The sequence below is a fragment of the Nocardioides sp. URHA0032 genome (genome assembly GCF_000620645.1).
Classification (GTDB): domain Bacteria; phylum Actinomycetota; class Actinomycetes; order Propionibacteriales; family Nocardioidaceae; genus Nocardioides.
The window spans coordinates 70,931-91,899 of the sequence record NZ_JIAV01000015.1 but is presented as its reverse complement, the minus strand read 5'-3'; the positions used below and the strand labels follow the sequence as shown (position 1 = coordinate 91,899).

Below are 20,969 nucleotides of genomic sequence, written 5' to 3'. Positions count from 1 at the left end.
CGGCACCCCGCGAATGTCCATGACACCCGTGACCGCACCGCCTACCTCGCCGCCGGCAAGGTCCAGTTCCACCGGCGGACGTGAGCGGTGGTTGCCCTGGCGGGGCGAGCACTTCGCCGCCTGTCGGCGCGGTCACCAGCAGCTCTCTCCGGAGACAACGATCCCGGGACATCTGGCCGATCCAGGTCAAGGTCACCCGATTCAGGTCACCCGTCGCGGGGTGGTGACGGGCGAAGATCGACGGTGGCCCGGGAGAGGAGGACTGCGTGCGGTTGGCGACGGTGGACGAGTCGAACCTGCGGCGGCGCGTGGCACAGTTCGGTTGGCTGACGACCGGGCTGGCGGCTCTCGCCGTGGGTCTGCTCACGGTGGCGGTGCTGCTGACGGCCAACCTGGACGCCGACGCCGACCCGGGACAGGTGTTGTTGCCGCTGGACGTCGAGCTCGCCAACCCGGGGGCCGCAGTGCTGGTGGCCGCAGCGTTGCTGGCACTGGCGTCGTTCTTCGGCCTGGCCGCGCTGCAGACCGCCGCGGTGATGCGGGTGCTCGACCCCGACCGGCACATCCCGCCCCCGCCCCCGAAGGCTGTCCGCCGCGTTCGCGGGATGATGCTGGGGCCTCTAGCTCAGCAGCTGGTCAGCGCGGAGCGGCTGGCCAGCGCGCTGCCGCCGACCGCACTGCCGACATCGGAGGAGCTGCCAGCCGGGAGACCGGTGCGGTGCACGGTGTTGATACCGGCTCACGACGAGGAGGCGATCCTGGGGCTGACGCTGGAGTCCCTGGCCGCGCAGACACGTCCTCCGGACCGGGTTGTGGTGATCGCCGACAACTGCACCGACGCCACCGTGGAGATCGCCCGACAGCACGGCGTCGAGTTCATCGAGACCGTCGGCAACACCGAGAAGAAGGCCGGAGCGCTGAACCAGGAGCTGGCTCGCATCCTGCCGCACGCGGAGCCACGCGACGTGGTGCTGGTGATGGACGCGGACTCCACCATCGCCCCGGTGTTCCTCGAGAGCGCGCTCGCGCGACTCGAGGCCGACCCGAACCTCGTCGCTGTGGGCGGGCTGTTCTACGGCGAGCGCGGCGGGCGCCTCCTGGGCCAGTACCAGCGCAACGAGTACACCCGCTACCAGCGCGTCGTCGGTCGCAAGCTCGGCCGGGTGTTCGTGTTGACCGGCACGGCCTCAGTGATCCGCGCCTACGCGTTACGGGCGGTCGCCGAGAGCCGAGGTCCGCTGCTACCCGGACCGGCGGGGAAGGTCTACGACACCCAAGCGCTCACCGAGGACAACGAGCTGACCCTGTCGCTGAAGACCTTGGGAGCGCGGATGACCTGCCCCCCGGAGTGCCGGGTGACCACCGAGATCATGACGACCTGGCGCGACCTGTGGCGTCAGCGACTGCGGTGGCACCGCGGCGCCCTGGAGAACATTGCGGCGTACGGGCTGACTCGGGCAACGGCTATGTACTGGGGTCAGCAGCTCGGCCTGGCCTACGGCGTGCTCGCGCTCCAGTCCTACCTCGTGCTGATGGCGGTGAGTCTGCTGGCCGCCGACAGCCTCCGGTGGTCGCCGTTCTGGCTCGCCATCGGGATGATCTTCGTCGTCGAGCGCCTGGTGACAGTGTGGCGAGCTGGGTGGCGGGGCCGGGCACTGGCCGCACCGATGTTCCCGGAGCTCGGGTACGCGGCGTTCCTCCAGGCATGCTTCGTGACCTCGATCGGGCAGATCCTCCGCGGACGAAAGCCAGACTGGAACTACGTCCCGCGCCCAGTCGTCACGGGCCTTCTGGCCCCGTGGTTGCTGGCCTGGGGGATCGTCTTGCCAGCATCGGTCCTGACAAGCGACTGGTACATCGCCCTCGCCTACTGGGTCGGGTTCAACACCCTCGTCTTCGCCTTCCTCAGCATCCTTCAGGTCCTACCCCCACCTCACCGACTCCGTGGAGCAGCGCGACAGCACGAGATGAGCGCCCCGATCTGAGACCCCTCGACAGCCGGGCGATCGACACCGGCTGCACGGCGTCGTCAGGAGAGCGACTTGCTGCGCCCGGATCGCCCGCGACGAGCGCGGTTCCGAGGTGCGTCACACCGTCGCGAGACGACCTCATCGCCGCGTTGACCGACCGGGGTCGGGAGAAGTGTCGTCTCGACGATGGAGTCTGGGTGGCGATGGAACTCTCCGAGAAGGTCCGGGTCGACGAGGTCATGGAGGCGCGGGCAGAAGTGCTGGTCGAGCGCCTTCGCGCCGAACTCGCTCGGCGATTCCGCGTAGGTAGCTGACGTCAGCGGCCAGCGCCCACGATGCCGAAGACCGGGCAACCGCCCATCGACATGGTGCCGCTTCACGGAGCACCCTGATGAGGTCAGGACGCGGAGGTTCGTCATGCTGTGGATAGTGCTCGTCGTTGTGGTTGTCCTGGTCCTCATCGCGGCCTGGCGACTGGACAGGCGCAACCGCCTCGGTTCACGGTCAGCGGACAGGCATGGCCCTCACTCCAATCAGCGCGGGCTGGGCGGCGGCACTGGTGGCGGCGGCACCTGACTCCGGTTCGGTGAGGACTCCGCATCCGGATCCGTAGCTCTTCGCGCGGTTCGCGGCGTTGGGTGCTCGCGGGCACGACGGCCCGCCGGCCGGTCTGTGGTGGTGCTTCGTCCGACCGGTCGGTCTAGTTCCGTCGGTGGAACCTGGCGTGGTGCTTGGGGCAGAGGAGTCGGCCGTGCTCGACGTCGGTGGGTCCGCCGCGGCTCCACGGGATGTCGTGATGGGCGTGGCACATCGCCGGTGGCCAATCGCAGCCGGGTTCGGTGCAGTGCTGGTCCCGGATCGCGATCGCGGTCCGTTGGGACTTGGTGTGGAACCGGCGGGTGCGGCCGAGGTCGAGGACCTCGGAGTTGCCGCCGAGGACGGCGGGGATGATCCCGGCCTCGCAGGCCAGCCGGCGGGCCTGCGAGGCGGTGATCTTCTCCCCGGTGTCCAGGAGTGCGGCCTGCTCGAGCTTCCCGAGCAGGCTGTCGAGGGTCATGGTGACCACGATGGTGGCGGATACGCCGCCGGTCTGGGGGAGCTGGTGGGCGGGGTAGCGCTCGAGGAGCTCGCAGAACGCCCGGCCCCGGCGTTCGGGTCCGGGGCGCAGCGGAACCCCGGGTTCTGGCCGTTCCTGTCGTTTGGGGGCGGCGATCGCGAGCAGCATCTTCTTCAGCGCGGCACCGTGGAAGGACGGGACCGTGAACCGGCCGTGGCACTTGCCGTGCCCGTCGTCCCACATCTCCAGCCTGGTGGCCAGCATGGCGTCGGCCTCTTCGCGGGCGAGCTGCTTCGCTTCGTACTCATCGGCCAGGTCGGGGGCGACCACGTCCATCAGTCGCTTGCCGAGGATCCGCAGTGTCGGGGCGGTGTGCTCGCGGCCGGCGGCCACCAGGTGCCGCTCGGCCCGACCCACCAGGGCGGTGTCGAGGTCGCCGGGCAGCTGGTCGAGCGCGGCGACGATCACCCGGGCCTGCTCGACCACCAGGTCACCCGCGGCCAGCGCGTCGCGGACATGGCCCCGGGTGACCAGCGCCTGGCCGAGCCGCACTTGGCCCAGCACCACGGGCTTGGTCTGCCGGGTCCGGTGCGCCCACGCGTCCACCGTCTCGTCGTCGGCGTGCTCGGCCACCCGGGCCTCGAGCTCGGCGACCTGCGCCTTCAGCCGGGTGATCGCCACGAGGGTCGCGGTGGTCTCGGCGGCGTCCATGGACCACACCGACGCATCGGTCACCGAGCCGGCCAGGTCGCGCATCTGCGCGACCGCGACCGAGACCCGGTGCCGGGGTGTGGCCATCGCTGTCATGGTGCTACTCAAGCACCGGCCACCGACATCGAGAGGCCCAGAACCCCTTGCTCCACAGGGTCCTGGGTAACGAACAGGTCACGATTCCGAGCCGCTTCCACAGCCGGCGCGACCCCCCGGGACCGCACGCAGGAAAGCCGGGAACCGGCGACGACCACCCACCCACCCTTCCCGTAGCTGCCCTGTCGGTCGCAACCACCCACGGCCAGGAAGCCACGGACACGGGGCCAGGACCCGAAAGCCGGGAGCCGGCGGCGACCACCCGCCGCGACGAGACCGAACTGGTCACGATCGCCTGGCTTCGAGTCCATCCGGCCGACCCCGCGAGGGCAACCATCGGCGGCCCGACGTCCCAGCCGAGCTCGCTGCTGGAGCGCTGGCGGCATCCGGGCACGGTCTCGAAGGATGCGGATCCGCCGATGGTCGGGTGTCGTCGGAATCAACGACGTCACGGGGATCGGGGTGGGTCGATGACAGGATCGGTGCGTGTCTGTCACCACGGGTGTGCCTGCAACCTCGGACCCTGCGGCCCGGGCGCGCCGTCGTCGCAACCTCGTCCTGGCGGCCATGGTCGCAGTCGTACTAGTAGCGGCGGGCGCGATGGCGTGGCGCTGGTGGACGCACCCGTCGGCATTCAGTGGCCTCGGCGACTCCTACAGCTCTGACCCGCTCCCTCTGTCTGGTGCGGCTCTCTCGACGACCGTCATCTTCCCTCAGGCCAGCGGCTCCCCTGAGCAAGTCACGATTGACGGGCTCGACGCGACGTTCTCTAGCAATACCGCCAAGGCTGATGCCACGTTCTGGCTCTGCCATATGGCTGGGGGCGAGGAGCCGATCGGTTCGGTGCACGACCCAGGCTCGGTTTGCAGCACCATCGAGGCGTTCAAGCCACCCATGCGTTTCGACTACGGGGTGGCACCGCACAGTGACTACCTCTTCGTCACGCTGACGCCGACCCGACGGGGCGTTGCTCACCTCAAGGCGGTCGATGTCGACTACCAACGTTCGGCCGACCACTTCTACCAACAAGGAACGCAGACCATTCGCGTTGACCGGACGATCACCGTGCGCTGACCGCACTCGAACGCCGTCGTGTGCGCGTCCGCCAGCACGGATCTGCAGTCGCGATCCGAGCATCCGCTCGGGCCGAGATCCGCGCGCCGATCTGCGTCATCCCACCGGGTGCCGGCGCACGGCAGAAGGCACTCTCGTCGGGTACGCCGAGCAGGGCGCTCGATCCATGACCTGCCGCTCACGGCCTCACGATGACGTGCTCGCAGCCACTCAGCTCGTCGGTCGCCTCCGATCGCACGCGGTAGACCACGACGTCATGTCCCGGCCCGCACTCGATCGCGTCCGGGTCGCCGTCCGCGCGGACGACGATCCGGTCATCGCCGAAGCCGGCATCGGTCTTGTCGGCGCCCCGACCGGGCCAGATCCTGTCGCTGTCCGCATCGCCGAACAGGCGATCGTTGCCCGACCTGCCCCAGATCCTGTCCGGGCCCGGACCTCCCTGCAGAGGCCGTTCGCCGCCGGGACCACCCCACATCCGGTCTGACCCACTCAGCCCGAGGCCGTAGTCGCCACCACGACCGAAGTGAAGCGCGTCGTCGCCACCCGACCCGTTGAGGAAAGTCCAGCCCCGAACCTCCCCGCAAGGTGTTGTTGCCCGGATCGCCGAACAGGAAGTCCGGCCCCCCCGAGGCCACGGATGACGTCGTCTCCGGCGCGGCCCTCGATCCAGTCGTGATGCGCGGTACCGCGGATCCGGTCGTCATGGGGAGTGCCGATGATGTCCGCCGACACCGGTGCGGCGACGCCGACGGCCGCCGCCAGAGCCAAGATCCCGGCGGAAGTGCTTGATACGCGCATCGCAGGAATCCCTCCGATCCAGCATCACTCGTCCACCACTCATCATGGGCGCGAGATGAGCATCTGGGAACGTCGAGGGAGTCCGGCCACCCGTCGCCCGGACCGAGCGATCGGCTACCCGTGCAGCACCCTGCGGAACAGTGCGGTGGTCTCGTCGGCTGCCGCGCGCGCCGCGGCGGAGTGCGCGCTCATGTCGAAGAAGCCGTGGATGAGTCCGGCGAACCTGCGGACCTCGACCGGTACGCCGGCGTCGGCGAGCGCGGCGGCGTACGCGAGGCCGTCGTCGCGCAGCGGGTCGAACTCGGCGACCACCACGACGGCGGGCGGCAGGCCCTCGAGGCGGCCGTGCAGCGGTGCCAGCCGCGGGTCGTCGCGGGCGGCCTGGGCGAGGTGGCCGGCGTACTGCTGGTCGAACCAGATCATCGCGTCGAGGTCGAGGAAGTAGCCCTCGGCGTTCTCGGTCTGCGACGGGTACCGGCCGTACATGTCGGTCACGGGGTACATCAGCAGCTGGCCGGCGAGCGCCACCCCCTCGTCCCGCATCGCCTGGGCGGCGACGGCGGCCAGGTTGCCGCCGGCGCTGTCGCCCGCGACGGCGAGCCGGTCGGAGCCGCCGAGCTCGGCGACGCGCGTAGCGGCCCATCGGGTGGCGGCGACCGCGTCCTCGACAGCGGCCGGGAACGGGTCCTCCGGCGCGAGGCGGTAGTCGACGGCCACGACCACGGCCTCGCAGCCGGTGGCCAGCGTCCGGGCGTTGAGCTCGTGGGTGTCGAGGTCGCCGATCACGAATCCGCCGCCGTGGAACATCACGACGGTCGGCAGCGGGCCGGCGAGGTCGGGACGGTAGATGCGCGCCCGGCGGCCGCCGGACCCACCCGGGACCGTCGTCTCCTCGACCGACGCGACGGCGGGCAGCGATGCGGGGTCGCGCATGTCGACCGTCAGCGCCCGGAAGCCGCGACGGGCCTCCTCGGGCGTCTGCTGGGACATCGGCGGGTGCCCGGCGCCGGCGATCAGCTGGAGCAGTACGGCGAGCTCGGGGTCGAGGGGCACGGCTCTCTCCTGTCAGACGAAGGCGTTCACGCCGGTCTCGGCGCGGCCGATGAGCAGCTTCTGGATCTGGCTGGTGCCCTCGTAGAGCGTCATCACGCGGGCATCGCGCAGGTACTTCTCGGCGGGGTGCTCGTCGACGTACCCGGCGCCGCCGTACACCTGGATCGCGTTGTTGGCGGCGCGTACGGCGGCCTCGGACGCGAACAGCTTGGCCTTCGAGGCGGCGGTGCCGAACGGCTCCCCGCGGTCGATCAGGTCGGCGCACCGCCAGACCAGCAGCCGGGCCGCGTCCGCGTCCACGGACATGTCGGCGATCAGGGCCTGGACGAGCTGGAAGCCGGCCAGCTGCTTGCCGAACTGGGTCCGCGAGGTCGCGTACGACACCGACGTCTCCAGGCAGCCCTGCACGATGCCCACGCAGCCGGCGGCGACCGAGACGCGGCCCTTGTCGAGGCTCGTCATCGCGATCTTGAAGCCCTGGCCCTCCTCGCCGAGGCGGGCCGAGGACGGCACCCGCACGTCGGACAGGAACAGCTCCGCGGTGGCCTGCCCGCGCAGGCCGAGCTTGCCCTTGACCTCACGGGCCTCGAAGCCCGCCGCGTCGGTCGGCACGAGGAACGCCGTGACACCGCGGGGTCCGTCGTCGCTGGTGCGCGCGAAGACGAGCGCCACGTCGGCCCAGGTGCCGTTGGTGATGAACAGCTTCTGCCCGTTGAGGACGTAGTCGTCACCGTCGCGCCGCGCCCGCGAGGTGAGGTTGCCCGCGTCGGAGCCGGTGTCCGGCTCCGTCAGCCCGAAGCAGCCGAGGGACGTGCCCGACGCGATCCGCGGCAGCCACTCCTGCTTCTGCTCCTCGGTGCCGAACCCGAGCACGGACTTGCCGAACAGCCCGTTCGAGACCGAGACGATGCCGCGGAGCGCCGAGTCGGCGCGGCCGAGCTCCTCCATGCCGAGCACGTAGGTCAGGTAGTCGCCGCCGAGGCCGCCGTACTCCTCGGGGATGGTGAGCCCGAAGAACCCGATCTCCGCCATCTTCGCGATGATCTCCAGGTCGACGGACTCGTCGCGGTCCCACTGGGTGCGGTGCGGCACCGCCTCGTGGTCGAGGAAGTCGCGGGCGAGGTCGCGGAACGCCTGCTGCTCGTCGGTCAGGGTCAGGTCCACGTCAGGCCTCCGGTCCGGGCAGGTTCACGAGTACGGCGAGCGCCGCGCGGTGCGCCTCCGGCGTGCCTTGCAGCAGCTCGTCGGCCTTGGCCCGCTTGAGGTGCAGGTGCGCGGGGTGCTCCCAGGTCATGCCGAGACCGCCGTGCAACTGCACCGCCTCCTCGGCCGCGTGCGTCGCGGCCTCGCCGCAGAAGGCGGCCGCGACGGCGACCGCCACGGGTGCGTCGGGGTCGTCGGTGGCGAGCGTCGCGGCGGCGTACCGGGCCGCGGCGTCGGCCTGCTCGACCTCGGCGTACAGGTCGGCGAGCCGGTGCTTGATCGCCTGGAAGCCGCCGACGACCCGGCCGAACTGCCGCCGCTCCTTGAGGTAGGCGACCGTGGTCTCGAGCGCCCAGCGGGCGACGCCGACCTGCTCGGCGGCGAGCAGTCCCGCGCCGGTGAGCAGCGCCCGGTCGATCGCCGCGGCGGCGTCCGGGGACACCAGCGTCCGCTCGGCTCCCGCGAGGTCGACCTCGGCGAGCGGGCGGGTCATGTCGAGCGACCCGACCGGCGTGACGCCCGCACCGCGGACGGCGTACAGCGCGTCGCCGTCGGGGAGCAGGAGGACGTCCGCGGGCAGGCCCACCGTGGTGAGCGCCGCCGGTCCGTGCCGCCGCGCGGTCGGCCGCACCAGGAGCGCGGCGGTCTGCTCGCCCGACGCGAGCGCCGGCAGGATCGTCGTGTCGCCCAGGGCGACCAACGCCGTGGTCGCCACGACCGAGGAGGTCAGGAACGGCGAGGGGGCCGCGGCCCGGCCGAGCTCCTCCAGCACCGCCGCGGCCTCACGGGCCGATGCGCCGGCGCCGCCGAGCTCCTCGGGCACCAGGAGCCCGGGCAGGCCGAGCCCGACGAACGCCGACCACAGCGGCGCCGTCACCTCGTCGGCGCCGTCGTAGAGGGCGTTCAGCCGCTCGACCGGCGCGTGCCGCTCCAGCGCCTTCCGCACCGACGCGCGCAGGTCCTGCTCGACGTCGTCGGCCAGCAGGTCGACGCTCGCGGGGGAGGTGGTCGTCATCGCGGCAGGTCCTTCCAGGGCACGTCCTTGTCGACACGGTGCTCCGTCGGCAGCCCGAGTACACGTTCGGCGACGACGTTGCGCAGCACCTCCGACGTCCCGCCCTCGATCGAGTTGCCCTTGGCGCGCAGGTAGCGGTAGCCGGCGTCCTTGCCGAAGAAGTCCACGTGCGTGGGGCGGCGCATCTCCCAGCTGTCGTACCGCAGCCCGTCGTCGCCGAGCAGGTCGACCTCGAGCGCCGAGAGCTGCTGGTTGATCCGCGCGAAGGACAGCTTCATCGCGGAGCCCTCGGGGCCGGGTACGCCGGCGGCCAGCTTCTGCCGCAGCCGGGTGGCCGTGATGCGCGCGACCTCGGTGTCGATCCAGCCGCGCAGCAGCCGCTCGTGCGTCTCGGCCGTGCGCAGCTCCGGCCGGGTCCGCCAGGTCTCCGCGACCTTCATCACCATGCCGAACTCGCGTGGGAAGGCGCTGCCGCCGATCGCGACCCGCTCGCTGGAGAGCGTCGCGTTCGCGACCTTCCAGCCCTCGCCGACCTCGCCGAGCCGGTCGGCGTCGGGGATCCGGGCGTCGGTCAGGAAGACCTCGTTGAACTCCGCCTCACCGGTGATCTGGCGCAGCGGTCGCACCTCCACCCCGGGGTCGTGCATGTCGAGCACGAAGTACGACAGCCCCGCGTGCTTGGGCTGGTCGGGGTCGGTGCGCACGATGATGATCGCCCGGTCCGCGATGTGGGCCGAGGACGTCCACACCTTCTGACCGTTGACGATCCAGGTGTCGCCGTCGAGCACGGCTCGGGTCGCCAGACCCGCGAGGTCCGAGCCCGCCCCCGGCTCGGAGAACAGCTGGCACCACACCTCCTCGCCGCACCAGAGCGGGCGCAGGTAGCGGTGCTTCTGCTCGTCGGTGCCGAACGCGAGGATCGTGGGCGCGGCCATGCCGAGCCCGATGCCGATCCGTCGCGGGTCGTTGTCCGGTGCCCCCGCGGCGTGCAGCGCCTTCTCGACGACCGGCTGGAGCGACCGCGGCAGGCCCAGCCCGCCGAGGCCCTCCGGGAAGTGCACCCACGCGAGGCCGGCGTCGAACCGTGCGTGCAGGAAGTCCATCGTCTCGGTCGAGGCGGGCGGGTGCTCCGCGAGCAGCGCGGCGACGCGCTCGAGCAGTGCCTGCTCATCCATCGGTCGTGCGCCCCGTCGTGTGCCGGGCGATCTCCGCCTTGGCCAGCGAGTTCTTGTGCACCTCGTCCGGGCCGTCGGCGAAGCGCAGGGTGCGGATGCCGGCGTACGCCGCGGCCAGGGGGAAGTCCTGCGAGAGCCCGCCGGCGCCGTGCACCTGGATCGCCTTGTCGAGGATCCACTGCACGGTCTGCGGGGTGGCGATCTTGATCGCCTGGATCTCGGTGTGCGCGCCGCGGTTGCCGGCGGTGTCCATCAGCCACGCGGTCTTGAGGACCAGCAGCCGGAGCTGCTCGATCCGGACGCGGGACTCCGCGATCCAGTCGCGGACCACGCCCTGGGCGGAGATCGGCCGGCCGAACGCGACCCGGCTGTCCGCCCGCCGGCACATCAGGTCGATCGCGGCCTCGGCCACGCCGATCGAGCGCATGCAGTGGTGGATCCGGCCGGGCCCGAGGCGGGCCTGCGCGATCGCGAAGCCGGCCCCCTCCTCGCCGATCAGGTTCGACGCCGGGACCCGCACGTCCTCGAGCACCAGCTCCGCGTGGCCGCCGTGCTCGTGGTCGTCGTACCCGAAGACCTCCATCCCGCGCCTGATCGTCAGTCCCGGGGTGTCGCGCGGGACCAGGACCATCGACTGCTGGCGGTGCCGCGCGGCGTCGGGGTCGGTCTTGCCCATCACGATGAAGATCTGGCAGTTCGGGTTCATCGCGCCGGTGATCCACCACTTGCGGCCGTTGACGACGTACTCGTCGCCGTCCCGCTCGATGCGGGTGGCGATGTTGGTGGCGTCGGAGGACGCGACGTCGGGCTCGGTCATCGCGAACGCCGATCGGATCTCGGCGTCCAGCAGCGGCCTGAGCCAGCGCTCCTTCTGCTCGGGCGTGCCGAACAGCGAGAGCACCTCCATGTTCCCGGTGTCCGGTGCCGCGCAGTTGAGCGCCGGCGGCGCGAGGTGCAGCGAGCGCCCGGTGATCTCGGCGAGCGGGGCGTACTCGAGGTTCGAGAGGCCGGGGGAGTCGGCGTGCTCCCGGGGCAGGAAGACGTTCCAGAGCCCGAGGTCGCGGGCCTCCTGCCGGAGCTGCTCGAGCACCGGGACCGTCGACCACTCCCAGCGGTCGTCCTGCTCGGCGAGCTGCTCGTGGAACGTCGCCTCGGAGGGCGCGATGCGCTCGGCGAGGAAGCGCTCGAGCGTCTCGATGCGCTCCTGCGTCCGGGCGTCGTGGCTGAAGTCCATCAGTGGTCCTCTCCGAGGGCTTCGAGCCCCGCGGTGATCAGTGGGTCGAAGCCGGCGCCGATCTGGTCGAACCCCTCGCCGACCGTGGCGCCCTGCAGGAAGCGGAACTGGATCCCCTCGAGGATCACGGCGAGCTTGAAGTACGCCAGCCCGAGGTGCCAGCCGAACTCCTGGCCGATGTCCCCGAGGTCGCGCCCGCGGGCGGCGGCGTACCGCGCCAGGTGCTCCTCGCCCGACGGGTACCCGGGCGCGTTGGCGACGTCGGAGACCAGCCCGGCCGCCGGCAGCGAGGCCAGCCGGTCATAGACCAGCAGGAGGGCGAGGTCCGTGCGGACGTCGCCGAGGGTCGCCATCTCCCAGTCCACGACGGCCTTGACGTGGTCGTCGTCGCCGGTGAGCAGGTTGTCGAGCCGGTAGTCGCCGTGCACGATCCCGACCCACCGTCCGTCGTCGACGGGCACCCGGGCGGTGAGCCGCCGGTGCAGCTCCTCGGCGTCCGGCCGGTCGGTCGTCCTCGAGCCCTCGAGCTGCTGACCCCAGCGGCGGACCTGGCGCTCCAGGAACCCGGCCGGCCGGCCGAACCCGGCCAGCCCGACCGCTGCGGGATCGACGGTGTGCAGCCGGGCGAGCACGTCGACCATCTCGCCCGCGATGCGGGCGGTGCGCTCCTCGCCGAGCGCCGCCAGCTGCTCGGAGGAGCGGTACGCCGTGCCGAGCACCCGCTCCATGACGTAGAACGGTGCCCCGATCACGTCCGGGTCGGGGCAGTGCGCGTACGTCGCGGGCACGGGGACGTCGGTGCCGGCGAGCGCCGACATCGCGGTGTACTCACGGTTCATGTCGTGCGCGGTGGCCTGCACGTGGCCGAGCGGTGGGCGCCGGACGATCCACCACGAGGCGCCGTCGGTGAGCTCGTAGGTGAGGTTCGAGCGCCCGCCCGCGATCACCGATCCCGAGAGGTCGCCCGCGATCTCGCCGGGTCGCTGCTCGTCGTACCAAGCCCGGAACGCGCCCAGGTCCAGCCCCGGGGTCTCCTCGGTCGGCCCTGTCATCAGCCCCACGCTCCTGCCTCGTCGACCTTCTGCTGGAGCCGGCGCATGCCGGCCAGCCACTTCTCGGTGTCGGAGGCGCGCACGGCGTAGTAGCCCGCGACCTCCGGGTGCGGGAGGACCAGGAACCGGCCCTCCTCGATCGCCTGCACGGCGGCTTCGGCGACCTGCTCGGGCTCGAGCGCGGAGTCGCGCGAGAGCAGCGCCTGCAGGCCGCCCGCGTCCTCGAGCATCTGCGTCTTCACGCCCTGCGGGCAGATCGCGTGCACGTCGACGCCGCGGGCGCCGTACGTGACCGAGAGCCACTCGGCGAAGGCGACCGCGGCGTGCTTGGTGACGGAGTACGGCGCGCTGCCGATCATCGTCAGCAGCCCGGCCGCCGACGCGGTCACGACGAACCGGCCGCCCTGCCCGTCCGCGAGCCAGCGCGGGACCAGCGCGCGGGCCGCGCGGACGTGCGCCATCACGTTGACGTCGATGACCCGGTCCCAGACGTCGTCGGGAGCCTGGAGGCTGTCCGGCCCACCGGACCCGTCGATGCCGGCGTTCGCGAAGAAGACGTCGACCCGGCCGAGGGCCTCGATCGCGGCGTCGACGAGGGCGTCCGGTGCGGTGACGTCTCCGGGGATCGCGGTGCCGCCGATCTCGTCGGCGACCGCGCGGGCGTTGTCGGCGTCCAGGTCGTTGACGACGACCCGCGCGCCCTCCTGGGCGCCCCGGACGGCGAGCGCGCGGCCGATGCCGCGGCCGGCGCCGGTGACGACGACGCCCCGGCCGGCGAGCGCGCCCATCAGTGGCCGCCGGCGAGCGTGACGCCGCCGTCCAGGGTGATCGTCTGGCCGGTCAGCCACGCGGCGTCGTCGGAGAGCAGGAAGGCGACCGCGCCCGCGACGTCCTCCGGCACGCCGAGCCGGCGCAGCGGGTAGCGCGCGGCGACCTCGTCCTCGCGGCCCTCGAACAGTGGCGTCGCGAACGCCGTCTTGACGATCGCCGGCGCCACGGCGTTGACGCGGATCGACGGGCCGAGCTCGACCGCGAGCGTCTCGGTGAGGCTGATCAGCATCGCCTTGGACGCGCCGTACATCCCGATCATCGGGGCGGGCTTCACGCCGGACACCGAGGAGATGTTCACGACGGCGCCGCCGTGCTCCCGCATCCAGCCGCGGTACGCCGCCTGCGTCCAGGCGAGCGCACCGAGGGCGTTCACCTCGAGCATCTTGCGGGCCGCGCCGAGGTCGGACTCGATCAGCGGCGCCGCGACCGGGTTGATGCCGGCGTTGTTGACCAGCAGGTCCAGGCTGCCGAACGCCTCGACCGCGCGGCGCACGACGTCCTCCTGGTGCGCGGCGTCGTCGGCCTTGCCGGCGACGCCGATGGCGTACCGCGGGCCGCCGAGGGCCTCGACCGCCTCCGCCAGCGTGTCCGGCTTCCGCGCGGTCACGCAGACCTGGGCGCCCTCGTCGATGAGGCGGTGGGCGACCGCCAGGCCGATCCCGCGGCTGGCTCCGGTCACGACGGCGACCTTGCCCCCGAGTCCCTGCACGTGTCCTCCTGTGGTTGCGGTGTGACTAAGCGCTTGCTTACCATGGCCGGGATGAGCGCGTCCACCCCTCTGCCCGATGCCCGGACCCGGCTGGCCCGGGCCGCCGTCGACGCGTTCGCCGCCCGCGGCTTCCACGGCACCACCACCCGGGACATCTCCACCACGGCCGGCATGAGCCCGGCGGCGCTCTACGTGCACCACCGCTCCAAGGAGGAGCTGCTCTTCGAGCTCGCGCACGCCGGGCACCTGCGGGTGCTGGAGCTGGTGCGCTCATCGGTCGCCCGCTCCGGGGACCCGCTCACCCAGGCCGGCGATCTCGTCGAGGACTTCGTCCGCGACCACGCCGTCTCGCACACCGGTGCCCGGGTGATCAACTACGAGCTCGCCGCGCTGAGCGAGGAGCACCGCAGCGAGATCCTCGCCGTCCGCCACGAGATCGACCTGGTGCTCCGCGAGGTCGTCGAGCGGGGCGTCGAGGCCGGGGTGTTCAGCACGCCCGACCCGCACATGACGTCGCTCGCGATCCTCTCCCTCGGCATCGACGTGGCCCGCTGGTACCGCGACGAGGGCCGGTGGACGCCCGACGAGGTCGCCGCCCACTACCGCCTGCTCGCCCTCCGCATGCTTGGAACCTGAGCCCAGTGGCAACATCTGCGCCATGACCTACGAGCCGGCTGAGAACAGGTACGACACCGACGCGACCGGGATGGAGTACCGCTTCACGGGGCGGAGCGGGCTGAAGCTGCCGGTGATCTCGCTCGGGCTCTGGCAGAACTTCGGGACCGACCGGCCGGAGGAGACCCAGCGCGCGATCCTGCGCCGGGCGTTCGACCGCGGCGTCACGCACTTCGACCTCGCGAACAACTACGGCCCGCCGTACGGCAGGGCGGAGGAGAACTTCGGGCGCTACCTGCGCGACGACTTCAGCGGGCTGCGTGACGAGCTGGTGATCTCCACCAAGGCCGGCTGGGACATGTGGCCGGGGCCGTACGGCCGCGGCGGCGGCTCGCGGAAGTACATGCTCGCCTCGCTCGACCAGTCGCTGGGGCGGCTCGGGCTCGAGTACGTCGACATCTTCTACAGCCACCGCTTCGACCCCGAGACGCCCGTCGAGGAGACGATGATGGCGCTCGACCACGCGGTCCGGCAGGGCAAGGCGCTGTACGCCGGGATCTCGTCGTACTCCGCCGCGAAGACCGGCGAGGCCGCGTCGATCGCCCGCGAGCTCGGGACGCCGCTGCTCATCCACCAGCCGTCCTACTCGATGCTCAACCGCTGGATCGAGGAGGACCTGCTCGACGAGCTCGAGCAGCAGGGGATGGGCTGCATCGTGTTCAGCCCGCTGGCCCAGGGCCTGCTGACCGACCGCTACCTCGACGGCGTCCCGGAGGACTCGCGGGCCGCGCGGCACCAGTCCACGCTGCCCGGCGACCACCTCGACGACGCGACCCTCACGCACGTGCGCCGGCTCAACGAGATCGCGCAGGAGCGCGGCCAGTCGCTCGCCCAGCTCGCGCTCCAGTGGGCCGTCCGCGACGGCCGCGTCACGTCGGCGGTGATCGGCGCCAGCTCGGTCGAACAGCTGGACGCCAACCTCGACGCGCTGGCCTTCCCGGCGCTCAGCGACGACGAGCTGCGCCGGATCGACGAGCACGCGGTCGAGGCCGGCATCAACCTCTGGGCGAAGCAGACCGAGGAGTAGTAGCCACAGTCTCGGACACGATGCCCGGGAACGCCTCCGGCAGCCCGGTCAGCCCGGCGTCCGTCGCGTCGATGCCGAGGACGTTGCGCAGCTGCGCGATGACGACCTGCTCGACCGCCGGCCACGCCTCGGTCGGCGGCAGGTCGGGGGCGAAGCAGCCGTCGGTCGCGAGCGGCCTGAGGCTGTCCGGGATCGGGACGCCGAGCAGGGCGGCGAGCGACAGCAGGCCGCCCTGGTCCGCGCCGATCTCGCAGATGTCGCTGAAGACCAGGTGCCCGGCGTTGTCGAGCACCACGAACCGCTTCGGCGAGTGCATCGCGGCGTACGCCGTCAGCATCTCGTCGAGCGGCACGACCGTGTCCGCGCTGCCGGTGATCAGCAGCCCCGGCTTGTGCGGGACCGTGGCGCTCTGGTCGAGCGCGCCGACCGACGCGCCGGCCATGCCGATGAAGGTGTCGACGCGCTGGTCGATCGCGGCGAGCTTCTCGACGGCGCTGCCGCCGGCCGAGTGGCCGAGGGCGGCGACCCGGGTGAGGTCGACGCGGTCGCGGAAGGCGCTCGACCGCCTCGCCGCCTTGCCCGCCATCAGCGTGATCGTCGCCCGCAGGTCCTGCACGTCCGTGGTGGCGCCGGCGGGACCGCCGAGCACGCGCGTCAGGTCGCGGCTCGGGTGGTCCGGGGCGGCGACCACGAACCCCCACGACGCGAGCGCCGCCGTCAGGAACGTCGACTGGTCCCGGAACCCGGCGTACCCGTGGCTGAACACGACGAGCGGGAACGAGCCCCGCGCGACCGGCACGTCGAGCGCACCGCGCACCCCGCCGGACGGATGGGCGACCGAGGCGCCGGGCGGCAGCAGTGCTTGGAGGAACGGCGGCAGCCAGTCGACGAGGTCGTAGCTGCCCATCGGCTTCCCGGCGACGTCGGCGGCCCGGGCGGGGTACCAGATCTCGACGGGGATGCCCGAGGGCAGCTTCGCGGTCCGCTCGCCGACGGCGTACGGGCCGGGCTCGGTGAACGTGGTGGGGCCGACGACGAGCGCCGCGGGAGCCGGGGCGGCAGGAGCGGGGGCGGCCAGGCCGATCGAGGCGACGACCACGGCGGCGGCGAGGACGATGCGCGGGCTCACGGCCGCAACCTAGACCCGGAGGAGCGCCGTCGTGGCAAAACGGGGTGCCGGACGGCGCCCGGTCGCGGACAATCGATCCCGTGGGACACGTGGACGTGGCCGGGGTGCGCTATGAGCTCCCTGACGGGAGAGGGCTGCTGGACGACGTGTCGTTCCGGGTGGGCGAGGGCGCCAAGGTCGCGCTCGTGGGCGCCAACGGCGCCGGGAAGACGACGCTGCTGCGGATCATCACCGGCGACCTGCAGCCGCACGCCGGGGTCGTGACCCGCTCCGGCGGGCTCGGCGTGATGCGCCAGGCCGTCGGCGCCGCCCTCGGTGAGGACCCGACCGTGGCCGACCTGCTGCTGAGCGTCTCCCCGCCGCGGATCCGGGCCGCCGCACACGACGTCGACGCGTGCGAGCGCGCGCTGATGGACACCGACGACGAGAAGACCCAGATGCGGTACGCCGCGGCGCTCGCGGAGTACGCCGACGCCGGCGGCTACGACCTCGAGGTCACCTGGGACGTGTGCGCGACGGCCGCGCTTGGGGTCTCCTACGACCGGGCGAAGTACCGCGAGCTCCGCACGCTGTCCGGGGGCGAGCAGAAGCGGCTCGTGCTCGAGTTCCTGCTCCGCGGGCCGGACGAGGTGCTGCTGCTGGACGAGCCCGACAACTACCTCGACGTGCCCGGCAAGATCTGGCTCGAGGAGCGGATCCGCGAGTCGGACAAGACCGTCCTGATGATCAGCCACGACCGCGAGCTGCTCAACAACACCGCCACCCGCGTGGTGACCGTCGAGCTCGGGAGCGCGGGCAACCGCGTGTGGACGCACCCGGGCGGGTTCGCGTCGTACCACGAGGCGCGCCGCGAGCGGTTCGCCCGCTTCGAGGAGCTGCGCAAGCGCTGGGACGAGGAGCACGCGAAGCTCCGTGCGCTGATGCTGATGTACAAGCAGAAGGCGGCGTACAACGCCGACATGGCAAGCCGCTACCAGGCCGCCCAGACCCGGCTGCGCCGGTTCGAGGAGGCCGGTCCGCCGACCGAGCAGCCGCGCGAGCAGCAGGTGAAGATGCGGCTCAAGGGCGGCCGCACCGGCAAGCGGGCGGTGGTCTGCGAGAACCTCGAGCTCACCGGGCTGATGCGGCCCTTCGACCTCGAGGTCTGGTACGGCGAGCGCGTTGCGGTCCTCGGCTCCAACGGCTCGGGCAAGTCCCACTTCCTGCGGCTGCTGGCCGCCGGCGGCACCCGGCCCGACAAGGAGCACGAGCCGGTCGGGGACGCGGTGATCGAGCCCGTGCAGCACCGGGGCATGGCCCGGCTCGGCGCCCGGGTCCGCCCGGGCTGGTTCGTGCAGACCCACGAGCACCCCGAGCTGATCGGCCGGACGCTGCTGGAGATCCTGCACCGCGGCGACGAGCGCCGCGACGGCATGGGCCGCGAGCAGGCCAGCCGGGTCCTGGACCGCTACGAGCTCAGCGCCCAGGCCGACCAGCGGTTCGAGTCCCTCAGCGGCGGTCAGCAGGCGCGCTTCCAGATCCTGCTGCTGGAGCTGTCCGGCGCCACGCTGCTCCTGCTCGACGAGCCGACCGACAACCTCGACGTGCAGTCCGCCGAGGCGCTCGAGGACGGCCTGGAGGCCTTCGAGGGCACGGTCCTCGCGGTCACCCACGACCGGTGGTTCGCCCGCGGCTTCGACCGGTTCCTCGTGTACGGCGCCGGTGGCGAGGTGTACGAGTCGGACGGACCGGTGTGGGACGAGGGCCGGGTGCAGCGAACCCGATGAGCGGCCTGGTGGTCACGCCGCTGGACGCCGGCGACCGGGCCGAGCTGGACGCCTGGCACGCGGTCTACCTGGCCGCGGAGCACGCGACCGGCGACGACGTCGGCGCGCCGTGGCAGCTGGAGGAGGTGCGCGTGCTGATGCAGGGCCCGGGCACCCGCGCGTGGTCGGCCGGCTTCTCGGGCCGCGTCGACGGGGAGCTCGTCTGCGCGGGCTGGATCCGCACGCCGATGCTCGACAACCTCGACCGCGCCGAGCTCAGTGTGCACACGGCCCCGGGACGCACCCGGCAGGGGTACGCGACCGCGATGCTCGCCCACCTGGAGCAGGTGGCCCGCGAGCGCGGCCGCTCCGTGCTGACCGGCAACGCCTGCTGGCCGTACGTCCTCGGGCCGGACGGCGCCGGGTCACCGGGGCGGGAGCTCGCCCGCGGTGCGGGCTACGACCTGGCGCTCGGCGACGTCAAGCGGGTGCTGCGCCTGCCGGTGGCCGACGGCGTCCTCGAGCGGCTCGCCGCCGAGGCGGCGCCGCACCACCGCGACCACGAGCTGCGGTCGTGGGTCGGCCCGGTCCCGGACGAGCTGCTGGCCGACTGGGCCCGTCTCGACGCGCTCGTGGAGACGGAGGCGCCGACGGGCGACCTCACGCTCGAGCCCGCGACCACCGACCCGGCCGTGGTCCGCGAGGCCGAGGCGATGCTCGCGGCACAGGGACGGACGTCGTACCACTCGGTGGCGCTGGGACCGGACGGCCGGATGGTCGCGTTCACCCAGGTCGTGACGACCGTGCACGAGCCGGGGCGGGCCTACCAGTGGGGAACGCTCGTCGAGCGGGCCGCCCGCGGCCGCCGGCTCGGGATCGCGGTGAAGGTCGCCAACCTGCGCCTCCTCGAGGCCGAGGCGCCCGGCATCCGGCTGCTCTCGACCTACAACGCCGAGGTGAACGCGCCCATGGTCGGTGTCAACGAGGGGATCGGCTTCGTGCCGGTCGCGCGGATGGGTGAGTTCCAGCGCCTGCTGACGTGAGGAAGAGCCCCACCGGCATGACGGGAGACGGACCTGCATGCCGGTGGGGCGCTTGTTCCCTTCTCGGGGGAGAGAAGAGCTCGGGGGTTCCTAGGAGTTGGACGTCCCGGCGTCCGAGTCGAGGGTGAGCGTCACGGTCTTGGTGTCGCCGGCGTGCTCGTAGGTGACGGTGACCTTGTCGCCCGGCCGGTAGGACCGGACGGTGGCGACCAGGGAGTCGGCGCTGGTGATCAGGTGGTCGTCGACCTTGGTGATCACGTCGCCCTTGGTGAGGCCCGCGTCGGCCGCGGTGGAGCCGGCGGTGACGTCCTGGACCTCCGCGCCGTCGGTGAGCAGGGCACCGGACTGGCTGGCGGCGGTGGAGACCTGGATGCCCAGGCGGGCGTGGGTCGGGGTCTCGCCCTTGGCCATCTGGTCGACGACCGGCATCACCTCGTCCATCGGGATCGCGAAGCCGAGGCCGATCGAGCCGGCCTCGCTCTCCGAGGAGGTCGCGGTGCGGATCGAGGCGTTGATGCCGACGACGTTGCCGTCCAGGTCGACGAGGGCGCCGCCGCTGTTGCCGGGGTTGATCGCCGCGTCGGTCTGGATGGCGGGGTACGTCGTGCTGTTGCCCTGGCCGTCCGAGCCCACGTCGACCGGGCGGTCGAGCGCGCTGACGATGCCACTGGTGACGGTGGAGTCGAGGCCGAACGGCGAGCCGATCGCCACGACGCTCTCCCCGACCTTGAGGTCGGAGGACTTGCCGATGGTCGCGGGCGTGAGGCCGGAGACACCCTGGGCCTTGATCACCGCGGTGTCGGTCAGCGGGTCCGTGCCGAGGACGTCGGCCTTCGCAGTCGAGCCGTCGTTGAAGGAGACGACGAGGGAGCCGCCGTCGCCGGCGAGCGCGACCACGTGGTTGTTGGTGAGGATCTCGCCGTCCGAGCTGAGGATGATGCCCGACCCGGAGCCCGATCCCTGCGAGCCGGAGACGTCGATCTTCACGACGGAGGGGAGCACCTTGGCCGCCACCGCCTCGACCGAGCCGCTGGGCGCAGGGGAGTCCGGGGTGTCCACGACCTGCGAGGTGGTGGGGGTCGCCGCGCTGCCCGCGTTCGCCGTCCCGTTGTCGTCGAGGGCGTTCCAGGCGGCGGCACCGCCGACACCCGCCACGCCGCCCACGACGACGGCGGTGGCGATGACCGTGGCCGCCAGGCCCGCGCGTCGCGGCCGGCGCTGGGCGGGCAGCGGCGCGGTCTGCGTCATCGCCGGGGGACCCTCCGGGGGCGGTCCCAGCGGGACGTCGTGCGAGAAGTAGGGGTTCTGGCCCGGCGGGGGGGTGGTGGGCTGGTCGTTCATGTCTCAACTGTGTGGGGCCAGGCTGTGACCA

General features: G+C 72.3%; 19 protein-coding genes. 6 read left to right on the top strand and 13 right to left on the bottom strand.

Annotated features, from left to right (window positions below; genetic code table 11):
- The first annotated feature begins 266 nt into the window (after positions 1 to 266).
- Positions 267 to 1,985 (top strand): glycosyltransferase family 2 protein, encoded by a 1,719-nt coding sequence (locus tag N538_RS0104835; protein ID WP_081790294.1) that lies wholly within the window; start codon positions 267 to 269, stop codon positions 1,983 to 1,985.
- Between the two features lie 685 nt (positions 1,986 to 2,670).
- On the opposite strand, the gene N538_RS27210 is transcribed toward N538_RS0104835, so the two are convergent.
- Entirely contained in the window at positions 2,671 to 3,825 is a 1,155-nt protein-coding gene (locus N538_RS27210; protein ID WP_028636362.1) for an HNH endonuclease signature motif containing protein, read from the bottom strand.
- A gap of 495 nt (positions 3,826 to 4,320) precedes the next feature.
- Here N538_RS27210 and N538_RS0104820 point away from each other — a divergent pair, with 495 nt between their 5' ends.
- Positions 4,321 to 4,908 (top strand): hypothetical protein, encoded by a 588-nt coding sequence (locus tag N538_RS0104820; protein WP_028636361.1) that lies wholly within the window; start codon positions 4,321 to 4,323, stop codon positions 4,906 to 4,908.
- Between the two features lie 178 nt (positions 4,909 to 5,086).
- On the opposite strand, the gene N538_RS29660 is transcribed toward N538_RS0104820, so the two are convergent.
- From N538_RS29660 to N538_RS0104775, 10 genes are all read right to left on the bottom strand, one after another.
- Complete coding sequence (locus N538_RS29660) at positions 5,087 to 5,383, bottom strand: hypothetical protein (protein WP_051548793.1); 297 nt, start codon at positions 5,381 to 5,383, stop codon at positions 5,087 to 5,089.
- 14 nt (positions 5,384 to 5,397) lie between these two features.
- On the bottom strand, positions 5,398 to 5,706 hold the full coding sequence (locus N538_RS29655) for a hypothetical protein (RefSeq protein WP_197025239.1): 309 nt from the start codon (positions 5,704 to 5,706) through the stop codon (positions 5,398 to 5,400).
- Between the two features lie 114 nt (positions 5,707 to 5,820).
- Positions 5,821 to 6,759 (bottom strand): alpha/beta hydrolase, encoded by a 939-nt coding sequence (locus N538_RS0104810; RefSeq protein WP_028636360.1) that lies wholly within the window; start codon positions 6,757 to 6,759, stop codon positions 5,821 to 5,823.
- 12 nt (positions 6,760 to 6,771) lie between these two features.
- The gene (locus N538_RS0104805) at positions 6,772 to 7,923 is read right to left on the bottom strand and encodes an acyl-CoA dehydrogenase family protein (RefSeq protein ID WP_028636359.1); all 1,152 of its coding nucleotides are present in this window, start codon (positions 7,921 to 7,923) and stop codon (positions 6,772 to 6,774) included.
- Between the two features lies 1 nt (position 7,924).
- On the bottom strand, positions 7,925 to 8,977 hold the full coding sequence (locus tag N538_RS0104800) for an acyl-CoA dehydrogenase family protein (RefSeq protein ID WP_028636358.1): 1,053 nt from the start codon (positions 8,975 to 8,977) through the stop codon (positions 7,925 to 7,927).
- A complete protein-coding gene (locus tag N538_RS0104795) occupies positions 8,974 to 10,152 on the bottom strand; it encodes an acyl-CoA dehydrogenase family protein (protein ID WP_028636357.1) in 1,179 nt (392 codons plus the stop codon). Before N538_RS0104795 ends, N538_RS0104800 begins: the two co-directional genes overlap by 4 nt.
- Entirely contained in the window at positions 10,145 to 11,386 is a 1,242-nt protein-coding gene (locus N538_RS0104790) for an acyl-CoA dehydrogenase family protein (RefSeq protein ID WP_028636356.1), read from the bottom strand. Before N538_RS0104790 ends, N538_RS0104795 begins: the two co-directional genes overlap by 8 nt.
- A complete protein-coding gene (locus N538_RS0104785) occupies positions 11,386 to 12,438 on the bottom strand; it encodes a phosphotransferase family protein (protein WP_028636355.1) in 1,053 nt (350 codons plus the stop codon). The genes N538_RS0104790 and N538_RS0104785 overlap by 1 nt, the downstream gene beginning before the upstream one ends.
- On the bottom strand, positions 12,438 to 13,226 hold the full coding sequence (locus tag N538_RS0104780; protein WP_028636354.1) for an SDR family oxidoreductase: 789 nt from the start codon (positions 13,224 to 13,226) through the stop codon (positions 12,438 to 12,440). Before N538_RS0104780 ends, N538_RS0104785 begins: the two co-directional genes overlap by 1 nt.
- Entirely contained in the window at positions 13,226 to 13,978 is a 753-nt protein-coding gene (locus N538_RS0104775; protein ID WP_028636353.1) for an SDR family oxidoreductase, read from the bottom strand. The genes N538_RS0104780 and N538_RS0104775 overlap by 1 nt, the downstream gene beginning before the upstream one ends.
- A 51-nt stretch (positions 13,979 to 14,029) precedes the next feature.
- Between N538_RS0104775 and N538_RS0104770 the strand changes: the two genes are divergently transcribed.
- Together N538_RS0104770 and mgrA are read left to right on the top strand one after the other, a co-directional pair.
- Positions 14,030 to 14,614, top strand: coding sequence for a TetR/AcrR family transcriptional regulator (locus N538_RS0104770; protein ID WP_231496137.1), 585 nt, complete (start codon positions 14,030 to 14,032; stop codon positions 14,612 to 14,614).
- Positions 14,615 to 14,636: 22 nt separating this feature from the next.
- Positions 14,637 to 15,680 carry an L-glyceraldehyde 3-phosphate reductase gene (gene mgrA, locus N538_RS0104765; protein ID WP_028636351.1) on the top strand — a complete coding sequence of 348 codons (1,044 nt, stop codon included), beginning with the start codon at positions 14,637 to 14,639 and terminating at the stop codon, positions 15,678 to 15,680.
- On the opposite strand, the gene N538_RS0104760 is transcribed toward mgrA, so the two are convergent.
- Positions 15,649 to 16,809 carry an alpha/beta hydrolase family protein gene (locus tag N538_RS0104760; protein WP_028636350.1) on the bottom strand — a complete coding sequence of 387 codons (1,161 nt, stop codon included), beginning with the start codon at positions 16,807 to 16,809 and terminating at the stop codon, positions 15,649 to 15,651. The two genes, mgrA and N538_RS0104760, sit on opposite strands and share 32 nt — an antisense overlap.
- 80 nt (positions 16,810 to 16,889) lie before the next feature.
- Here N538_RS0104760 and N538_RS0104755 point away from each other — a divergent pair, with 80 nt between their 5' ends.
- Entirely contained in the window at positions 16,890 to 18,575 is a 1,686-nt protein-coding gene (locus N538_RS0104755) for an ABC-F family ATP-binding cassette domain-containing protein (protein ID WP_028636349.1), read from the top strand.
- Positions 18,572 to 19,597: a GNAT family N-acetyltransferase gene (locus N538_RS0104750; protein ID WP_028636348.1), complete on the top strand. Its 1,026-nt coding sequence runs from the start codon at positions 18,572 to 18,574 to the stop codon at positions 19,595 to 19,597. The genes N538_RS0104755 and N538_RS0104750 overlap by 4 nt, the downstream gene beginning before the upstream one ends.
- Before the next feature lie 90 nt (positions 19,598 to 19,687).
- On the opposite strand, the gene N538_RS0104745 is transcribed toward N538_RS0104750, so the two are convergent.
- Positions 19,688 to 20,938, bottom strand: coding sequence for a S1C family serine protease (locus tag N538_RS0104745; RefSeq protein ID WP_028636347.1), 1,251 nt, complete (start codon positions 20,936 to 20,938; stop codon positions 19,688 to 19,690).
- Positions 20,939 to 20,969 lie beyond the last annotated feature (31 nt).

What these genes read in the sequence shown, in the direction of transcription:
- N538_RS0104780 (WP_028636354.1), bottom strand. Translation starts at nt 13,226, where the DNA reads ATGGGCGCGCTCGCCGGCCGGGGCGTCGTCGTCACCGGCGCCGGCCGC.
- N538_RS0104770 (WP_231496137.1), top strand. Translation starts at nt 14,030, where the DNA reads ATGAGCGCGTCCACCCCTCTGCCCGATGCCCGGACCCGGCTGGCCCGG.
- N538_RS0104745 (WP_028636347.1), bottom strand. Translation starts at nt 20,938, where the DNA reads ATGAACGACCAGCCCACCACCCCCCCGCCGGGCCAGAACCCCTACTTC.
- N538_RS0104785 (WP_028636355.1), bottom strand. Translation starts at nt 12,438, where the DNA reads ATGACAGGGCCGACCGAGGAGACCCCGGGGCTGGACCTGGGCGCGTTC.
- N538_RS29660 (WP_051548793.1), bottom strand. Translation starts at nt 5,383, where the DNA reads ATGTGGGGTGGTCCCGGCGGCGAACGGCCTCTGCAGGGAGGTCCGGGC.
- N538_RS29655 (WP_197025239.1), bottom strand. Translation starts at nt 5,706, where the DNA reads ATGCGCGTATCAAGCACTTCCGCCGGGATCTTGGCTCTGGCGGCGGCC.
- N538_RS0104795 (WP_028636357.1), bottom strand. Translation starts at nt 10,152, where the DNA reads ATGGATGAGCAGGCACTGCTCGAGCGCGTCGCCGCGCTGCTCGCGGAG.
- mgrA (WP_028636351.1), top strand. Translation starts at nt 14,637, where the DNA reads ATGACCTACGAGCCGGCTGAGAACAGGTACGACACCGACGCGACCGGG.
- N538_RS0104790 (WP_028636356.1), bottom strand. Translation starts at nt 11,386, where the DNA reads ATGGACTTCAGCCACGACGCCCGGACGCAGGAGCGCATCGAGACGCTC.
- N538_RS0104750 (WP_028636348.1), top strand. Translation starts at nt 18,572, where the DNA reads ATGAGCGGCCTGGTGGTCACGCCGCTGGACGCCGGCGACCGGGCCGAG.
- N538_RS27210 (WP_028636362.1), bottom strand. Translation starts at nt 3,825, where the DNA reads ATGGCCACACCCCGGCACCGGGTCTCGGTCGCGGTCGCGCAGATGCGC.
- N538_RS0104800 (WP_028636358.1), bottom strand. Translation starts at nt 8,977, where the DNA reads ATGACGACCACCTCCCCCGCGAGCGTCGACCTGCTGGCCGACGACGTC.